This window comes from Agrobacterium sp. DE0009, assembly GCF_007680755.1.
Lineage (GTDB): Bacteria > Pseudomonadota > Alphaproteobacteria > Rhizobiales > Rhizobiaceae > Agrobacterium > Agrobacterium tumefaciens_B.
Map to the genome: position 1 here is coordinate 15,781 of NZ_VEIU01000002.1, position 14,487 is coordinate 30,267.

Here is a 14,487-nt window from a genome sequence, read left to right on the forward strand (position 1 = left end):
TCTTCCTCTTTGGATACGTGAAAGGTCCGTTCGTTTCAGGCATGGCGTTGCAAAATGCCGCGCGAAAGGAAAATATCGGTAATCTCCTCGGATTTCTCGATGAATTCCGGCTCCCGCCGCGCCGCCAGCCCACGCGGCCGAGGCATGTCGATATCCAATATCCTCTCTATTCTCCCAGGTCTCGGGGTCATGACGATGACGCGATCCGCAAGAAGAACCGCTTCATCGATGGAGTGTGTGATGAAGACGACCGTCATTCGATTCTTAAGCCAGAGCGCTTCCAAATCGATACGCATCTGTTCGCGTGTCAGCGCATCCAATGCCCCGAAGGGCTCATCCATCAACAACAGACGCGGTTGCAGGAGCAAAGCGCGGGCGATCGATGCGCGCTGCTTCATTCCGCCGGAAAGTTCATGCGGATACCTATCGGCGAAATCCTTCAAACCGACGGATTCGAGAAGCGCAAGTGCATGCGGCCGCAATTCTTCGCGGTTCCGCCCGGTCATTTCGGCTGGGAACAGCACATTGTCGATTATCGTTCGCCAAGCGAGAAGTACGTGATTCTGAAAAACGATGCTCATACCGGGCGGCGGTTCCTTGGAAACGTCGCCGAAAACGGAGATCTCCCCCGTGCTGGCGTGCGAAAGCCGGGAGATCAGCCGCATCATCGTCGATTTGCCGCAGCCGGATGGGCCGACAATCGCGACAAACTCCCCGTCACCAATCGTCAGGTCGAGTTTTTCCAATGCCACGACAGGCGCGTCTGCATGCCCGAAATATTTGCTGACGCCCTTTAGCAAGACGCCGGGTTCATAACCGGTCCTTTCGTTTTTCTTCTGCAACATACGTTCCTCCCGCTGCGTTTCATTCTTTCACTACCTCCGAAATAGCACTTGACGAAACATCAGTCCATATGGAACATTGTTCCAATAATATAAAATTGTCCGACAACGAGCGGGCAATTCGGGAGGAAGCATGTTTTCGAAAGTCATTGGTGCCGTCAAAGGACAGGCCCACACCGTAGGCAGCCTCGTGGGCGCAGGCATTGTCTGGGAAATCGCGGTGCGTCTCTTGAATGTTCCGGAATATATCCTGCCGGCGCCCAGCAAGGTCTTTGCGGACCTCTATAACAATGTGCCTATTGTCTTCACCGCATCGCTCTACACGCTGCAGCCCATGGTGCTCGGCTTCCTCGTGGCCGTCGTTATGGGAACGTTGCTTGCCCTGCTGGTCGTTTATTCACGTGCATTCGAGGCGATCTTTTATCCGCTGCTGGTGATCCTGCAGATCATCCCCAAGATCGCCATCGCACCGCTTTTCATCATCTGGGTCGGCTTCGGCCTGCCGTCGAAAATCCTGCTGGTCTTCCTGCTTTCCTTTTTTCCGATTGTGGTCAATTCCATCGTCGCGTTTAAGTCCATCGAACCTGACGTCTACGATCTCGCCAAGAGCTATCGCGCCGGACGACTGAAGATTTTCTGGAAGGTGGAACTGCCAGGCGCCCTGCCCTCGCTTTTTGCCGGCTTCAAGGTGGCCGCGGCACTGTCTGCGACGGCGGCCGTGGTGGCGGAATTCGTTGCCTCCGACAACGGGCTTGGATACCTGCTGCTGAACTATAACGGCAACATGAATACCAGCATGACCTTCGCCGTCATCATCGTGCTCAGCCTTCTCGGCCTTCTTCTCTACGGCATCGTGGAAATGATCGAACGCTTCGCGATCCCCTGGCACGTTTCGCAGCGCCGTGACGACTTCACTGTCGGGAAAAGCGCGACCTGAATTCGGACTTCAATTAAAAACGGGAGGATAAAATGTTCAATATTATGAAAAAAACGCTTGCGGGCGGCGCGATTGCGCTTGCCGTTGGTCTGGCAGGAATTCAGTCAGCTGCGGCTGAAGACAAGGTCACACTCCGCCTCAATTTCCTTTTGAGCGGTGTCCACACCATCTTTTATTACGGTGCAGAAAAGGGTTTCTACAAGGAGGCGGGCATCGATCTTCAGATCGGCGAAGGCCAGGGCTCGGCGCGCACGGTCCAGTCGGTCGCAACTGGTGGCGATATGTTCGGCATCGCCGATGGCGGCAGCGTCATTGCCGGCGCTTCGAAAGGCGCACCGGTCAAATCCGTGCTCGGTCTGCTTAACACCTCACCCTACGCCATGACGTTTCGCGCGGATTCCGGCGTAAAATCCATCAAGGATGTGGAGGGCAAGACGGTCGCGGCCAGCGCCGGCGAAGCTTCACTCGCCCTCCTGCCCGCTATCTGGAAAAAGAACGGCGTTGATGCGTCGAAGGTCAATATTCTGAATGTGGATGGACCCGGCAAGATCATCGCCATCATGCAGGACCGCGCCGCGGGCATTCTCGGCGGGCTTGAAAACCAGGTCGTGGTTCTCAATTCAAAGGGTCTGGAGCAGAAGGTATTTTCTTTTGCGGAGCTGGGCGTGAACACGCAGGGCCTGACGATTGTTACCAACACCAAGTTGATCGACAGCAATCAGGACCTGGTCAAGCGCTTCGTGGCGGCGTCGCTGAAATCCATAGAGGCAGCGAAAGCAGATCCTGACGCGGCAGTTGCTGCAGCCGTCAACGAAAAGCCGACCGGCGATCACAAGCTTCTGAAAGAGCAGCTGGAAGTCTCGCTCAAACTTCTGCCGTCGCCCTCTGCCCCATCTGCGCCGCTCGGCGAAATGGCCGCCGCAGACTGGCAGCAGACACTCGATCTGATGAAGGAATATCAGGACATCAAGACCGATATGTCGGCAGATGCCTTCTTCACCAACAGCCTGATAGCAAAATAACTGCAGACGCCGAGAGCCCGGCAGATCTGCCGGGCTTGATGCGGAACAATGGTTTCAAACATGTCCAAACACTATGATCTTGAAGGCCGGGTGGCGGTCGTTACAGGTGCTGCCGGCGGCTTCGGTGCCGCGATCAGCCGGAGGTTACAGGACTGCGGCGTCACAGTGGTTCACTGGGATCTGCCGACAGCTGTGAAAAGCGGTTACGTTGCCAACCTGCCGCATGCCGGCGTCGATATCACAGATGCACAAAGCATCGAAACCGCCACCAATGATCTGCAACAACGGTTCGGCAAGCTTGACATTCTCGTCAACAATGCCGGCATTGTCGGCAATGTCGCGCCCTTGTGGGAAATTCCGGTCGAGGAGTTTCGCAGGATCATCGACGTCAATCTGTTCGGGTCGTTTCTTGTCTGCCGCGCGTTGGTGCCGCTGATGATCGAAACGGCGAAAGAAAGCCATTTCGGCCGCATCGTCAACGTCGCCTCCATCCAGGCCAAGGAAGGCATGCATCAGGCAGCCGCCTACAGCGCCGCCAAGGCGGGGCTGGTGGCGATGACCAAAAGCCTCGGCAAGGAACTGGCGACAGCGGGTATTCTCGTTAACGCCATTACGCCTGCAGCCTCCATGACGGCAATGAGTGTTGATGCCCCGAGGGAACGACTGGACGATATTCTCTCCCGCATTCCCATGCGGCGTTTTCTCGACCCCGCCGAAGTCGCCAATATGGTGGCCTGGCTCTCTTCTTCCGAATGCAGCTTCTCGACCGGCGCGGTTTTCGACCTGTCCGGCGGTCGCGCAACATATTGAGGTAACCAATGTCTCTCTTGGGAAAGGCCGTCGTCGCCATCTGGAACGATATCTTGCCGGAAGGCCGCGATAATTTCATCGAATGGCACAATCGCGAACACATTCCCGAACGGGTATCGATACCAGGTTTCCTGCGCGGACGCCGTTATATCGCCGAGCAGGGAGTACCTGAGTATTTCACGCTCTATGAGGCGGCGGATGCGCAGGTGCTGGTCGGCCAGCCCTATCTTGATCGGCTGAACAATCCCACCCCCTGGACAAAGCGTTCCACCGCAGACTTTCGCAACACGACACGCGGTGTCTGCAACACCGACTATTCCCATGGGTGCGGCGACGGCGGCTTCATCGCCACTTTTCGTTTTGACGTCGCCGACAACGACAGGGCGACAATCCGATCCATGCTGACTGACGCTCTCTGCAAAACAGGCAAGCTGAACGGCATCAGCGGCGCCCATCTGTGCATTGCAGACAGTGGCGCAAGCAGCCTCGAAACCGCCGAACGCAAGGGCCGTCAAGTTGGCGTGCCCAACTGGATCATCATGACCGAAGGCGGCTCGGCCTCCTCCGTGTCCGATGCCGCAGACGACCTGGCACGAAAACTCTCAAGCGCCGACCTTGTCGGACCCGTGGAGGTCGGACTTTATCGCCTTGAATTTGCGCTTGGCGAAAATGCTCTTCAGCAATCAGCCGCATAGGAAAACAGAATGAAACTTCTTCGTTACGGTCCCATCGGCCTAGAAAAGCCGGCAGCGCTCGACGCCGAGGGCATTATCCGCGATCTTTCTTCGATCGTCACCGACATAGCCGGGACAACCCTCTCGCGCAATTCCCTTGCAAAACTGACAAAAATCGATCTTTCTTCGCTCCCGGCCGTACCATCTGATGTGCGGATCGGTCCCTGCGTCGGTTCTGTCGGCAATTTTGTGGCGGTTGGCCTCAATTACATCGACCATGCGCTGGAAACGAATACGCCGACCCCTGAAGAGCCTGTGCTTTTCAACAAACACACGTCATGCATTTCCGGCCCGAATGATCCGATCTGTCTTCTGAAGGATTCGGAAAAAACCGATTGGGAAGTCGAGATCGCCTTCGTTATCGGTGAGCCGGCCTATCATGTGCGGGAAGAGGATGCACTCTCCGTAATTGCGGGTTTCTGCGTCTGCCATGATGTCTCCGAACGCGCCTTCCAGATCGAACGCGGCGGCCAATGGACGAAAGGCAAAAGCGGACCGACATTCGGTCCTCTCGGACCATGGCTGGTGACGCCGGATGAAATCGGCGACGTGCAAAATCTCGACCTATGGCTGGACGTTAACGGCCAGCGCATGCAGACAGGCTCGACGTCCAAGATGATTTTCCCGATCGCAACGCTGGTTTCCTATATCAGCCGCTTCATGCGTCTGATGCCAGGCGATGTGATCACCACCGGCACGCCGCCCGGTGTGGGCCTCGGAATGAAACCGCCCGTCTTCCTTAAAGCCGGCGACGTGGTCGAACTCGGCATTGATGGCCTTGGCAGACAGCGCCAAATCGTGACAGCGTTCGGCGCGCGAGATTATCAGGAGACATGAGCGGAATGACGGCGATCGAAAAACTGGCGGAGCGTTTCGCAAAGGCAAGCCGGGAGGGTGATAGAATTGCTTTAGCTGAGCTGGAGGCGGAGGGCCTCGTTCCGGGCACGCTTGCAGAGGCGATGGCGGTTCAGCGAGACTTTGCAGGATATTTGGGAAAACCTATCGGCGGCTGGAAGCTGGCGATCCGCCCGGATGGCGAGGCGGTCGCGGCTCCCATGTTCGATTGCTGCCGGGTGAACGATGCCAATCTCGCTTCCTTCCCGTTAGATGGAACGGACGGAATTGAAGTCGAGATATGCTTTACGCTCGCTGCCGATATTCCCGCCGCCGCTGAAAGGCAGCTCACCAAGGCGGATATGATGCAGTATATCGACAAGGTGCATCTTGGTGTCGAGCTTCTCCGATACAGGCTGGTAGAGAAAAATCAGGTTCCGTTTCCGCTCTTTCTGGCAGATCGCCTCGCCAACCACGGTTTCGCCCTCGGGCCGGAAGTGGACAAGCGCATCGTGGATGTTTTTGCGGCTAATAGCGATGACCTGCCGCTGCTCATCGTCACCGAAGGTCCAGTGCAGATCTTCAATGCCAAGGTAAACCACCCGAATATTGATCCGTTGGCGCCGCTTCTCGCCTTCGCCAACGCCGCACTCAACACAGGACATATGCTGAGAGCAGGCCAAGTGGTGACGACGGGCAGCCTCTGCGGTGCGTTGACGAGTGCACTTTCTGGCGAGACCGGCATTATTCTGGAGTCAGTTGGTGCTTTCACATTGTCAGGTCCGAAAGATTAAGCCGCCAGCCTAACGGATACAATCACACGCGCCCGATCCGCAGCCATGAGAAGCCAACGGGCGCCGTATCCAACCGTTATCTGTTTGCGTCGTTTTATTTCACCCGCCCGTATTCACCCAGAAAATCGAGCAGCGCCCGGATGCGTGAGGGAAGCGGCGCGCGTTGGCCGACATAGACGGCATGAAACATCTCCGTTTCGCCCGTATCGAGATGATCGAGCACCGGGACCAGCTGGCCGGCGGCGATATCGTCTATCACGGTGAAAGAGGCAAGACGCACTAGCCCGACACCGGCAAGAGCAAGACGGCGAAGACCCTCGCCATCGCTTACCTGCACGCGTCCCGTTGCCGGGATCACGACGGTCTTGCCGTCGTCCCGCAACGGCCATCCGTCGACTGACCGGGCATAACCAAACCCTAGACGATTGTGATCTTCCAGATCGGTGATTGTTTGCGGCACACCGCAGCGCTCCAGATAGTCAGGGGCGGCGGCGATGATCATCCTTGTCTCGCCGAGTTTGCGGGCAACGAGGCTGGAGCTTTTCAGCGGCCCCGCCCTGACCGCGACATCCATACGCTCCGCAAGAAGATCGACCACGAGATCCGTCTGGACGATATCGAGCGTGATATTGGGATAAAGCGCGAGAAAGCGTGGCAGGATAGGCGCGAGAACATGCGTTGCATAGGATGCGCTGGTGTTGATCCGAACGCGGCCGACAGGCTGCTCGCCCAAGCTGGCGGCGCGTTCGGCCTCCTCGAGATCGGCGAGGATGCGAGTGGCCCTTTCATAGAAAGCGCAGCCCTCCGGCGTTATCTGAAGCTGCCGGGTGGACCGGATGAGCAGACGCGCGCCCAGCCGACTTTCCAACCGAGCGATGAGCTTGCTCACCGCCGAAGGCGTCATGTTCGCAGCCGCAGCCGCGCGGGAAAAGCCGCCGAGTTCAACAACCCGTACGAAGATTTCCATCTCCCCTGCCCGGTTAATCTCCAGTCGCGCCATGATGACTTCACCTCACAAGTGATAGTATTTTCGGCATTCTATTTCATTGAAGAGTAAGCGTCTATCTTCGGGGGCGTCGCAACCCACCACGGAATGGATAAGCTCAACGCGGCAACATGCCTCGCTCGCCACCATCCCGAAGCAAGAAAGCAATACCCCAATGGAATATCGCTATCTCGGCAAATCCGGACTGAAAGTGCCTGTCCTGAGTTTCGGCACCGGAACCTTTGGCGGCTCCGGCCCGCTCTTCAGCAACTGGGGCACCTCTGATGCCACGGAGGCCCGTCGCCTTGTCGATATCTGCCTCGAGGCGGGCGTCAACCTGTTCGATACGGCTGATGTCTATTCCAATGGGGCATCGGAAGAGGTACTCGGCGAGGCTCTCAAAGGTAGGCGCGATGGCGCGCTGATTTCAACCAAGACCAGCCTGCCGATGGATGGTGGGCCAAACGAGGCCGGCTCCTCCCGCTTCAGGCTGCTGCGCGCGGTGGATGATGCCTTGCGCCGTCTCCAGACCGACTATATCGATATCCTTCAACTCCACGCCTTCGACGCCTTTACGCCGATCGAGGAAGTGCTGTCGACGCTCGATACGCTCGTCCGGTCCGGCAAGGTCCGCTATACCGGCGTGTCGAATTTTTCAGGTTGGCAGATCATGAAATCGCTTGCCATCGCGGATCGATATGGCTGGCCGCGTTATGTGGTTAATCAGATCTATTATTCCCTGATCGGCCGGGATTACGAGTGGGATCTGATGCCGCTCGGCGCGGATCAGGGTCTTGGCGCAATGGTCTGGAGCCCGCTTGGCTGGGGGCGGTTGACGGGAAAAATCCGTCGCGCCGCGCCGCTGCCCGAAGGCAGCCGCCTGCATGAGACAGCCAGCTTTGGCCCGCCGGTGGATGTTGAACGTCTCTACCGCGTGATCGATGCGCTCGACGCTGTCGCGGAAGAAACCGGCAGGACGGTGCCACAGGTCGCCCTCAACTGGCTGCTCAGACGCCCGACTGTTTCCACGGTCATTGTCGGCGCGCGCAATGAGGAACAGCTTCGCCAGAACCTCGACGCCGCGGGATGGGAGCTGACATCGGCGCAGGTAGCGACGCTGGATGAAGCCAGCGAGACGACAGCGCCTTATCCGCATTTCCCGTATCAACGCCAGGAGGGCTTTGCCCGGCTTAATCCACCTGCCGTGGCACGTCAGACTATGCCGTTCTAAGGCTGGGTCAGGCCGCCTGAACGACGGGCGGCTGACAAATGCGAAGCTTTAGACGGCTTTGTTGGTGGAGCCTGCGTCCACCCGGCCCGAAAACCAGTTCGCCAGGATTGCGCCGGATATATTGTGCCAGACGCTGAAAATGGCACTCGGAACGGCAGCGAGAGGCGAGAAATAGGCCGTGGCAAGTGCCGCACCAAGCCCGGAATTCTGCATGCCCACCTCAATCGCAATGGCCTTGCGCTTGGCAAGCGACAGGCCCGTTGCCTTTGCCGCGAGGTAGCCGAGGAGATAGCCAAGGCCGTTGTGCAGCAAGACGACGGCAAAAATCATCAGGCCGGACTGCGCGATGGACGCCTTCGATCCTCCCACCACCGCCGCGACGATGAGGACGATGCCAATGACGCTGACGAGTGGCAACGCCGGTACGGCGGTTTTGACAAGGCCGGGCAGCAGCTTTTGCAGGGCGGCACCCAGCGCCAGCGGAACCAGAACGACCTTGACGATGCTGAGGAACATGGCCCAACCGTCGACGGGCAGGAACTGGCTTGCGAACAGCCAGACGAGGAATGGTGTCACCAGCGGCGCCGCGAGCGTGGTGACCGAAGTGCAGGCAACGGACAGCGCGACATCGCCCTTGGAGAGGTAAGTCATGACGTTGGAAGACGTGCCGCCCGGGCAGCAGCCGACCAGAATGACGCCAGCCGCGACTTCCGGCGGCATGGGAATGATAAGCGTCAGCAGGACGGCCAGAAGCGGCATGATGAGAAACTGGCCGAGTACGCCGATCGTCACATCGAATGGCCTTTTTACGACCTCCCTGAAATCATCGACCGAAAGTGTGAGCCCCATTCCGAACATGATGATAGACAGAAGCGTGACGATCCAGGGCGCGATTTGCTTGAAAGTGTCAGGAAAGAAAAAGCCGAGTACGGCAAATAGGATTACCCAGATGGCAAAAGTCTTCCCCACGAAAGCCGAAACGGCTGCCAGCGTCTTCATTTTCATACTCCCAAGATGATCATGAAACCCCTCTAGACTCCTGTGGTGCCCTGTCAAGGTCATTACCGCGTTGCTAGACCTCGCGGTCGAAAACGATCCCCCCGCCGCGATACCACCGTCGCCACAGGACTGCAATTTGGACGAAGGCTCATCTATCCGCTTCCCGTTGCGCCGAAGAGAGCCCAAGGGCCGCGTACACAAGGTCTCAAATGCTGGACTGCCTTTTCGTCGTGCATCCGTTAGACTGCGTCAAACATCTCCCTGAACTCCGGATCAACAAAATAGACAAGCTTCTCAGCGAAACTTGGTCGTTGCCCGGCCAGGAACAGCAATTGTCCGTGCCCCGGCAGATTGCGAACCTCATCAGGGGTGAGTAGCGGCCGGCCGGTATGCTGTTGGCTATAGGAAATCCCGGTCTTATCGGAATCGAGCGCTCTCGCCATCGTCTGGAACACGACCGTTTCCTATCCGAGCAAATCAGAGATGAGGCGGGCGCTGTGATGATCATTGACGCCAAAAACCTGCAGCACGCCGGCGTTCGACAGGAAGGTTCCGGCGCGGTGACCATATGCGGCCCGCAGCTGATGCAGCTCGCGACGCAGCCAGTCACCGAGTTGCCTGCTGAACTCTTGATCATCCGAGGTCTCCAGGTGATGCATAACGAGCGAGCCGATCAGGACCTTGCGGCGCATATCGTTGTTGCGCTCGGTTTTCGAGAGACGGGCCTTGAGGGCAGACCGTTGCGCATCCAGTTCAGCCAGGCACTGTTTTATGGTTTTCCTTGCCACGATTGTTCCTTTCGATTGCGGTCGCACCGGAACTGCCGCTGTTGACCACGGCTTCGCTCCTGGAATGCAGACCAGTTTCTACGGGGAGATCGACATAGCGATTGTAAGAGGAGGTTTGACCATAGGGTTCATAACGCTGCGGTGGCTGCTACCTGAGATCAGGATTGGTCTGCCACCGGTGAAGCTCAGTCGCTGGAATTTGCGGCTTGTCCCGCGGCCTGTTTAAGCTTTTCAATGTGCTCACGGCAGACCGTGTTGACGAGCTCGTAGAGGACTGACGTTCTTGCAGTCAGCCAGGTCAGAGCCTCCTCGGTGATTTCGTAATGGTCGGAGTAGCGGGCCTTCACATAGGCTTCGTTCAGCGTGTTGAACCACGACTGAAACCGATGGTGGTCCCGCGGCCAGGCCTCGGCGAGACGGATATCCTGCCCTTCAGCCAGGCCTCGCAAAAACTTCAGATTATGGCTCGCAGGGCTGTAGTTGGTGAGGGTCAAAAGCAGAGTGGAATAGGCCTGCTCTATGGATTGATGCAGCATGAAAGCTGCGCTCTTTGCATTGTGCTTCTGCAGGGCAAAAAGCGTGTGATCTATGAAACTGTCAACGATACCGAGGCGGCTGGCATAATGTCTTTTTGCCAGGTCATAAGCCTGTTGCCCCGTAAGGGTTTTGGGCTCGGCGAGTTCTCTGTCATCAAGTTCGTAAAGCGCAATGCCATCCCGTCGGATGTCGCTGAAGAAATATTGCCCTTCCTGCAGGAAATTGCTGATTTCGCGAGCACCATGGACAATGAGGCTCACGGGCGTCTCGATCTCCTTGTCCCACATCAGCCGGTCTGTTGTCTTGTCCCAGTATTTGGGATCGGCAAGTTCCTTGTTGCTGACGATGACGAGGATATCGAAATCCGAGCGATAGCCTTTCGACGTATGCGGTTCATCCACCCAGGTGCCACGCGCGTAAGAACCGAACAGAATGATTTTGAAAATCCGTCCATCCTTCTTGGCGTCAGACTTGGAGCGCTCGACCAGATCAGCAAACTCTTCCTGGATAATCCCGACGACGCGCGCGAGCTCGCGTTGCTTTCGTTCCGGCAAATGTTCAAGGCTGGTCTTCATGTCTGCTCCGTTTCTGACGGTATCCTGTATGGTCCATTGTAAACTTCTTTGAAACTCCGATTTTTGGCAGCCGCCAATCGATTGCCTGCGCCTGCTTCTTTTTGTCGAGCCGCGCCTGCAATATCTCCTTCCACCCGTTCGGCTCCCTTTGGCGCCTATCCCTCCTCCGGCGTGCGATTGGCCTGCACCTATCGCCCTACCCGCATTGACGCGATTGTGTCCCTATTCAAACACGAGCAATTGCCGCTTGGCGACTACTACTTTTAGTAGTCGAAATGCCTGTTCGATGTTGCTAACCTCGCCACCGGTAAACAGACAAGGGCGCACTTACGACTTGCCATGCAGTTGAGCGCTGAATTTCCCCGTTTGCGGATCGGAGATTTCGGTTGGCGATTTATCATCTCAGCACCAAACCTGTCTCGCGCTCATCCGGCCGCAGTGCTGTGGCTTCTGCCGCCTACCGGTGCGCGGTTCTCCTCACCAATCAGCGCGATGGGCTCGTGCATGATTTTACTCGGAAAGAGGGCGTGGAGCATAAAGAGATTGTGCTGCCTGAAGGTCTTTCTGCCGAGTGGGCCTTGGATCGTTCGGCTTTGTGGAATGCTGCCGAGTTCGCAGAAAAGCGAAAAGATGCCCGCGTCGCCCGCGAATTCGAAATCGCGCTTCCGCATGAGCTGTCGCCAGAGGGGCGGCTGAAGGCTGCACGCGCCTTTGCCCAGGATCTTGCAAACCGCTATGGCGCGGCCGTGGATTTTGCCATCCATTCGCCCAGTGAGCATGGTGATACCAGGAACTACCATGCGCATGTGCTGATGACGACGCGACAGGTAGGCAGAACCCGTCTTGGCGAGAAAACGTATCTCGAGCACAAGAACGCAAGGCTGCTGGCAAATGGCATGGCGACAACCGACATGCAGCTTCGCGATATCCGGCAGGCATGGGAAGGCATCGCCAACCGTCAGCTTCAGCACGAAGGTCTTGATGTTCGCATCGATCATCGATCGCATGTGGAGCGCGGTCTTGAACTGTCGCCAACCGGGCATATGGGCGTGCATGCCTCGCAGATGCAGCAGCAGGGAATGGCCGTCGAGCGCGGGAGGCTGGATGACGAGGCGGCACGGCAAAATGCCGAACTGATCCGGCAAAAACCGGAACAGGTTTTGACACTGATCAGCAACGAGAAGAGCGTGTTTGATCGGCACGATATTGCCAAAACCCTGCATCGCTATATCAACGATGACGCCCACACGTTCCGGAACGCCTTTGCCGCTGTTTTGGCGTCGCCAGCGCTCGTGAAACTCCAGGCTGAGCGCATCGATCCTGAGACAGGCGACGTTTCCAGCGCGCGCTATTCGACGCGAGAGATGATCGATCTGGAGTTTGCCATGGCGCATCGCCGTGCCGATGTGCGCGCCCTCAATGCCGCCATCCGTTCCGAACTTCAGAACAGACAAAGGCTGGAGCGCAGCCACGGGCGGAGCGCTGGCGCGAACCGTGGGGATGGTGAGGACCGTGGGAAAAGTGAGGACGGTGGAGAACTCACGTTCCAGACCAATAACGGCAAGCGCGCCTTTGCCGCCGGTGACCGGATCATCTTCCTCGAAAACAACCGCGACCTCGCTGTGAAAAACGGCATGCTTGGCACGGTCGAGCATGTCGAGCCGAATAAGATCATCGCCCGGCTCGATGGCCGAAGTGGCGACAGTGTGAGCATTCTGACGGACAGCTATCAGGCGATCGACCATGGTTATGCGACGACGATCCATAAAAACCAGGGAGCGACGGTCGATCGCGCCTTTGTGCTGGCGTCCGGGACGATGGATCGGCATCTGACCTATGTCGCCATGACCCGGCATCGCGACAGCGTGCAGCTTTACGCTGACATTAAGGAGTTCACCAAGGCGGGCCAGCTGGTTGATCAGGGCGTTGCGCCCTACGAGCATAATCCAAAATCACGCGAGAGCTATTTTGTGACACTGGAGAATGACAAGGGTGAGCGCCGCACGGTGTGGGGCGTCGATCTCAAGCGGGCCATGCGAGATGCATCGCCAGAGATCGGAGACAGGATCGAACTGCAGCATGAAGGCGCGACGCCCATCACCCTTCCGGACGGCACGCAGGCCGAGCGCAATGCATGGCGTGTCGTCAACGGCGATGAACTCGCCTACCAGAAGCTGGCAACCCGCCTGTCGCGTTCCGGCGCCAAGGAAACCACGCTGGATTACATCAGCGACTTTGCCGAGCGGCGGGGCATCGCGGAGCAGCTTGGGGTCAAAAGCGAGATTGAACTTGCTTCCGCCCGGGGTGAGCGCCAAGAAGTCGTGTCCCGCCCGGCCCATCCGGTGCGGGAGCAACAGGACCGGCCAGCAGAACGTCAGCAGGTTGAAAAGGCACGTGCCGGCGATATGGCCGGCCCTGTTCGCCGCGAAAATCCTCGCAATCCGGTCGCCGGAGATATCGATGACGGACGGCGCGACGACCGGACAGAGGACAATAAAGGTTATCGCCGCATCCGGTGTTCCGACCTCATGTCGAAAGAAAGCATCCTCCCTGCCCCCACAGAAGCTGTCGGCCAGCAATTGGCTCCGGAGACTGGCAAGCTCACTCCGTTGGTGCCAGCCATCACCCGATACCAACGCAGCATCGAAGAGGTGGCGCAGCAAAGGGCGTTGTCGGTTATCGATCAAAAATTCGATACGGTGGAATCTCTCGTGCGGCGCGTGTTCCGTGATCCGGCCGAGGTCTCAGCGAGACTGCGCACCGCGATGACCGAGAAGGAAGGCAATGGCAAGATCATGGCGAAGGCCATGGCCGAGCAGCCAGAGCGGTTCGGGGAGCTACGCGGCAAGTCAGGTCTGTTCGGAAACAGCAGGGAGCGGAAGGAGGCACTACAATATGCCGGGTCTCTCTCTCCCCATATTGGCTATGTCTTAGAAGCATGGGAGCGCCGGCTTGGCGAAGAACGTCAAAGCGAACGATGGCAGCGTGAAAAGCGTGACGTGATCGAGGTCCCCGGCCTCACCCCGCGCAGCGCCGAAATTATCAGCCAGGTGGAGAAGATGCCGGTCGAGAGGAGAAGCAAGTTCATCAAAGAGCTGCGATCGTCGCCTGAGGGGCAAGCCGCGCTCGATGAAGCCAAGCTGGTGGCCAATGCGCTCACGCGGCGGTTCGGTAGCTCTGATCCTCGCAGGTTCGCCGAGGAGCTGGAGGCACGTGCGGAGCTCGCAAAGCAGGCCGAGCAGATTCAGATGACCGCCCGTATCGTGAACCGGACGCATATGGCCGAGCTTAGTCATGACCATACGCTGAAACAGCAACTCAACCGGTCTCGCGGGCTCGGATTGAGCCGTTAGCTAGCGCTGACTGCTACATAGCATTAACTAGCTGTTGCACCGGTAG

14 protein-coding genes are annotated in these 14,487 nt (G+C 57.8%); 8 read left to right on the forward strand and 6 right to left on the reverse strand.

The features are described 5' to 3' along the window. Positions 1–35 precede the first annotated feature (35 nt). Complete coding sequence (locus tag FS804_RS09530; RefSeq protein ID WP_144576399.1) at positions 36–845, reverse strand: ABC transporter ATP-binding protein; 810 nt, start codon at positions 843–845, stop codon at positions 36–38. Between the two features lie 130 nt (positions 846–975). Here FS804_RS09530 and FS804_RS09535 point away from each other — a divergent pair, with 130 nt between their 5' ends. From FS804_RS09535 to FS804_RS09560, 6 genes are read left to right on the forward strand one after another with little or no spacing between them, the layout of a single operon-like run. Then, positions 976–1,779 (forward strand): ABC transporter permease, encoded by an 804-nt coding sequence (locus FS804_RS09535; RefSeq protein WP_142170326.1) that lies wholly within the window; start codon positions 976–978, stop codon positions 1,777–1,779. A gap of 32 nt (positions 1,780–1,811) precedes the next feature. Further along, positions 1,812–2,801 (forward strand): ABC transporter substrate-binding protein, encoded by a 990-nt coding sequence (locus tag FS804_RS09540; RefSeq protein WP_144576400.1) that lies wholly within the window; start codon positions 1,812–1,814, stop codon positions 2,799–2,801. Positions 2,802–2,861: 60 nt separating this feature from the next. Continuing rightward, positions 2,862–3,611, forward strand: coding sequence for an SDR family NAD(P)-dependent oxidoreductase (locus FS804_RS09545; protein WP_144576401.1), 750 nt, complete (start codon positions 2,862–2,864; stop codon positions 3,609–3,611). A gap of 8 nt (positions 3,612–3,619) precedes the next feature. Next, positions 3,620–4,306, forward strand: coding sequence for a DUF4286 family protein (locus FS804_RS09550; RefSeq protein WP_144576402.1), 687 nt, complete (start codon positions 3,620–3,622; stop codon positions 4,304–4,306). A 9-nt stretch (positions 4,307–4,315) separates the two neighbouring features. Further along, a complete protein-coding gene (locus tag FS804_RS09555; RefSeq protein ID WP_144576403.1) occupies positions 4,316–5,182 on the forward strand; it encodes a fumarylacetoacetate hydrolase family protein in 867 nt (288 codons plus the stop codon). A 5-nt stretch (positions 5,183–5,187) separates the two neighbouring features. After that, complete coding sequence (locus FS804_RS09560; RefSeq protein ID WP_186376749.1) at positions 5,188–5,973, forward strand: 2-keto-4-pentenoate hydratase; 786 nt, start codon at positions 5,188–5,190, stop codon at positions 5,971–5,973. Positions 5,974–6,067: 94 nt separating this feature from the next. On the opposite strand, the gene FS804_RS09565 is transcribed toward FS804_RS09560, so the two are convergent. After that, positions 6,068–6,973: a LysR family transcriptional regulator gene (locus FS804_RS09565; protein ID WP_144576405.1), complete on the reverse strand. Its 906-nt coding sequence runs from the start codon at positions 6,971–6,973 to the stop codon at positions 6,068–6,070. A gap of 160 nt (positions 6,974–7,133) precedes the next feature. Here FS804_RS09565 and FS804_RS09570 point away from each other — a divergent pair, with 160 nt between their 5' ends. Then, positions 7,134–8,189, forward strand: coding sequence for an aldo/keto reductase (locus tag FS804_RS09570; protein ID WP_144576406.1), 1,056 nt, complete (start codon positions 7,134–7,136; stop codon positions 8,187–8,189). A 48-nt stretch (positions 8,190–8,237) separates the two neighbouring features. On the opposite strand, the gene FS804_RS09575 is transcribed toward FS804_RS09570, so the two are convergent. The 4 genes from FS804_RS09575 to FS804_RS09590 all read right to left on the reverse strand — a co-directional run bounded on the left by FS804_RS09575 (position 8,238) and on the right by FS804_RS09590 (position 11,088). Next, positions 8,238–9,188 (reverse strand): bile acid:sodium symporter family protein, encoded by a 951-nt coding sequence (locus FS804_RS09575; RefSeq protein ID WP_144576407.1) that lies wholly within the window; start codon positions 9,186–9,188, stop codon positions 8,238–8,240. Positions 9,189–9,427: 239 nt separating this feature from the next. Next, positions 9,428–9,643 carry a type IV secretory system conjugative DNA transfer family protein gene (locus FS804_RS25140; protein WP_144576408.1) on the reverse strand — a complete coding sequence of 72 codons (216 nt, stop codon included), beginning with the start codon at positions 9,641–9,643 and terminating at the stop codon, positions 9,428–9,430. Between the two features lie 9 nt (positions 9,644–9,652). Then, a complete protein-coding gene (locus FS804_RS25145; RefSeq protein WP_144576409.1) occupies positions 9,653–9,976 on the reverse strand; it encodes a TraM recognition domain-containing protein in 324 nt (107 codons plus the stop codon). Positions 9,977–10,161: 185 nt separating this feature from the next. Then, a complete protein-coding gene (locus FS804_RS09590; RefSeq protein ID WP_144576410.1) occupies positions 10,162–11,088 on the reverse strand; it encodes a nucleotidyltransferase and HEPN domain-containing protein in 927 nt (308 codons plus the stop codon). A 386-nt stretch (positions 11,089–11,474) separates the two neighbouring features. On the opposite strand from FS804_RS09590, the gene mobQ reads away from it, so the two are divergent. Then, positions 11,475–14,441: a MobQ family relaxase gene (gene mobQ, locus FS804_RS09595; protein WP_144576411.1), complete on the forward strand. Its 2,967-nt coding sequence runs from the start codon at positions 11,475–11,477 to the stop codon at positions 14,439–14,441. The last annotated feature ends 46 nt before the right edge of the window (positions 14,442–14,487 follow it).

Coding starts and splice junctions, on each gene's coding strand:
- FS804_RS09545 (WP_144576401.1), top strand. CDS start 2,862: ATGTCCAAACACTATGATCTTGAAGGCCGGGTGGCGGTCGTTACAGGT.
- FS804_RS09540 (WP_144576400.1), top strand. CDS start 1,812: ATGTTCAATATTATGAAAAAAACGCTTGCGGGCGGCGCGATTGCGCTT.
- FS804_RS09565 (WP_144576405.1), bottom strand. CDS start 6,973: ATGGCGCGACTGGAGATTAACCGGGCAGGGGAGATGGAAATCTTCGTA.
- FS804_RS09535 (WP_142170326.1), top strand. CDS start 976: ATGTTTTCGAAAGTCATTGGTGCCGTCAAAGGACAGGCCCACACCGTA.
- FS804_RS09560 (WP_186376749.1), top strand. CDS start 5,188: ATGACGGCGATCGAAAAACTGGCGGAGCGTTTCGCAAAGGCAAGCCGG.
- FS804_RS09530 (WP_144576399.1), bottom strand. CDS start 845: ATGTTGCAGAAGAAAAACGAAAGGACCGGTTATGAACCCGGCGTCTTG.
- FS804_RS09550 (WP_144576402.1), top strand. CDS start 3,620: ATGTCTCTCTTGGGAAAGGCCGTCGTCGCCATCTGGAACGATATCTTG.
- FS804_RS09590 (WP_144576410.1), bottom strand. CDS start 11,088: ATGAAGACCAGCCTTGAACATTTGCCGGAACGAAAGCAACGCGAGCTC.
- FS804_RS09555 (WP_144576403.1), top strand. CDS start 4,316: ATGAAACTTCTTCGTTACGGTCCCATCGGCCTAGAAAAGCCGGCAGCG.
- FS804_RS09575 (WP_144576407.1), bottom strand. CDS start 9,188: ATGAAGACGCTGGCAGCCGTTTCGGCTTTCGTGGGGAAGACTTTTGCC.
- FS804_RS09570 (WP_144576406.1), top strand. CDS start 7,134: ATGGAATATCGCTATCTCGGCAAATCCGGACTGAAAGTGCCTGTCCTG.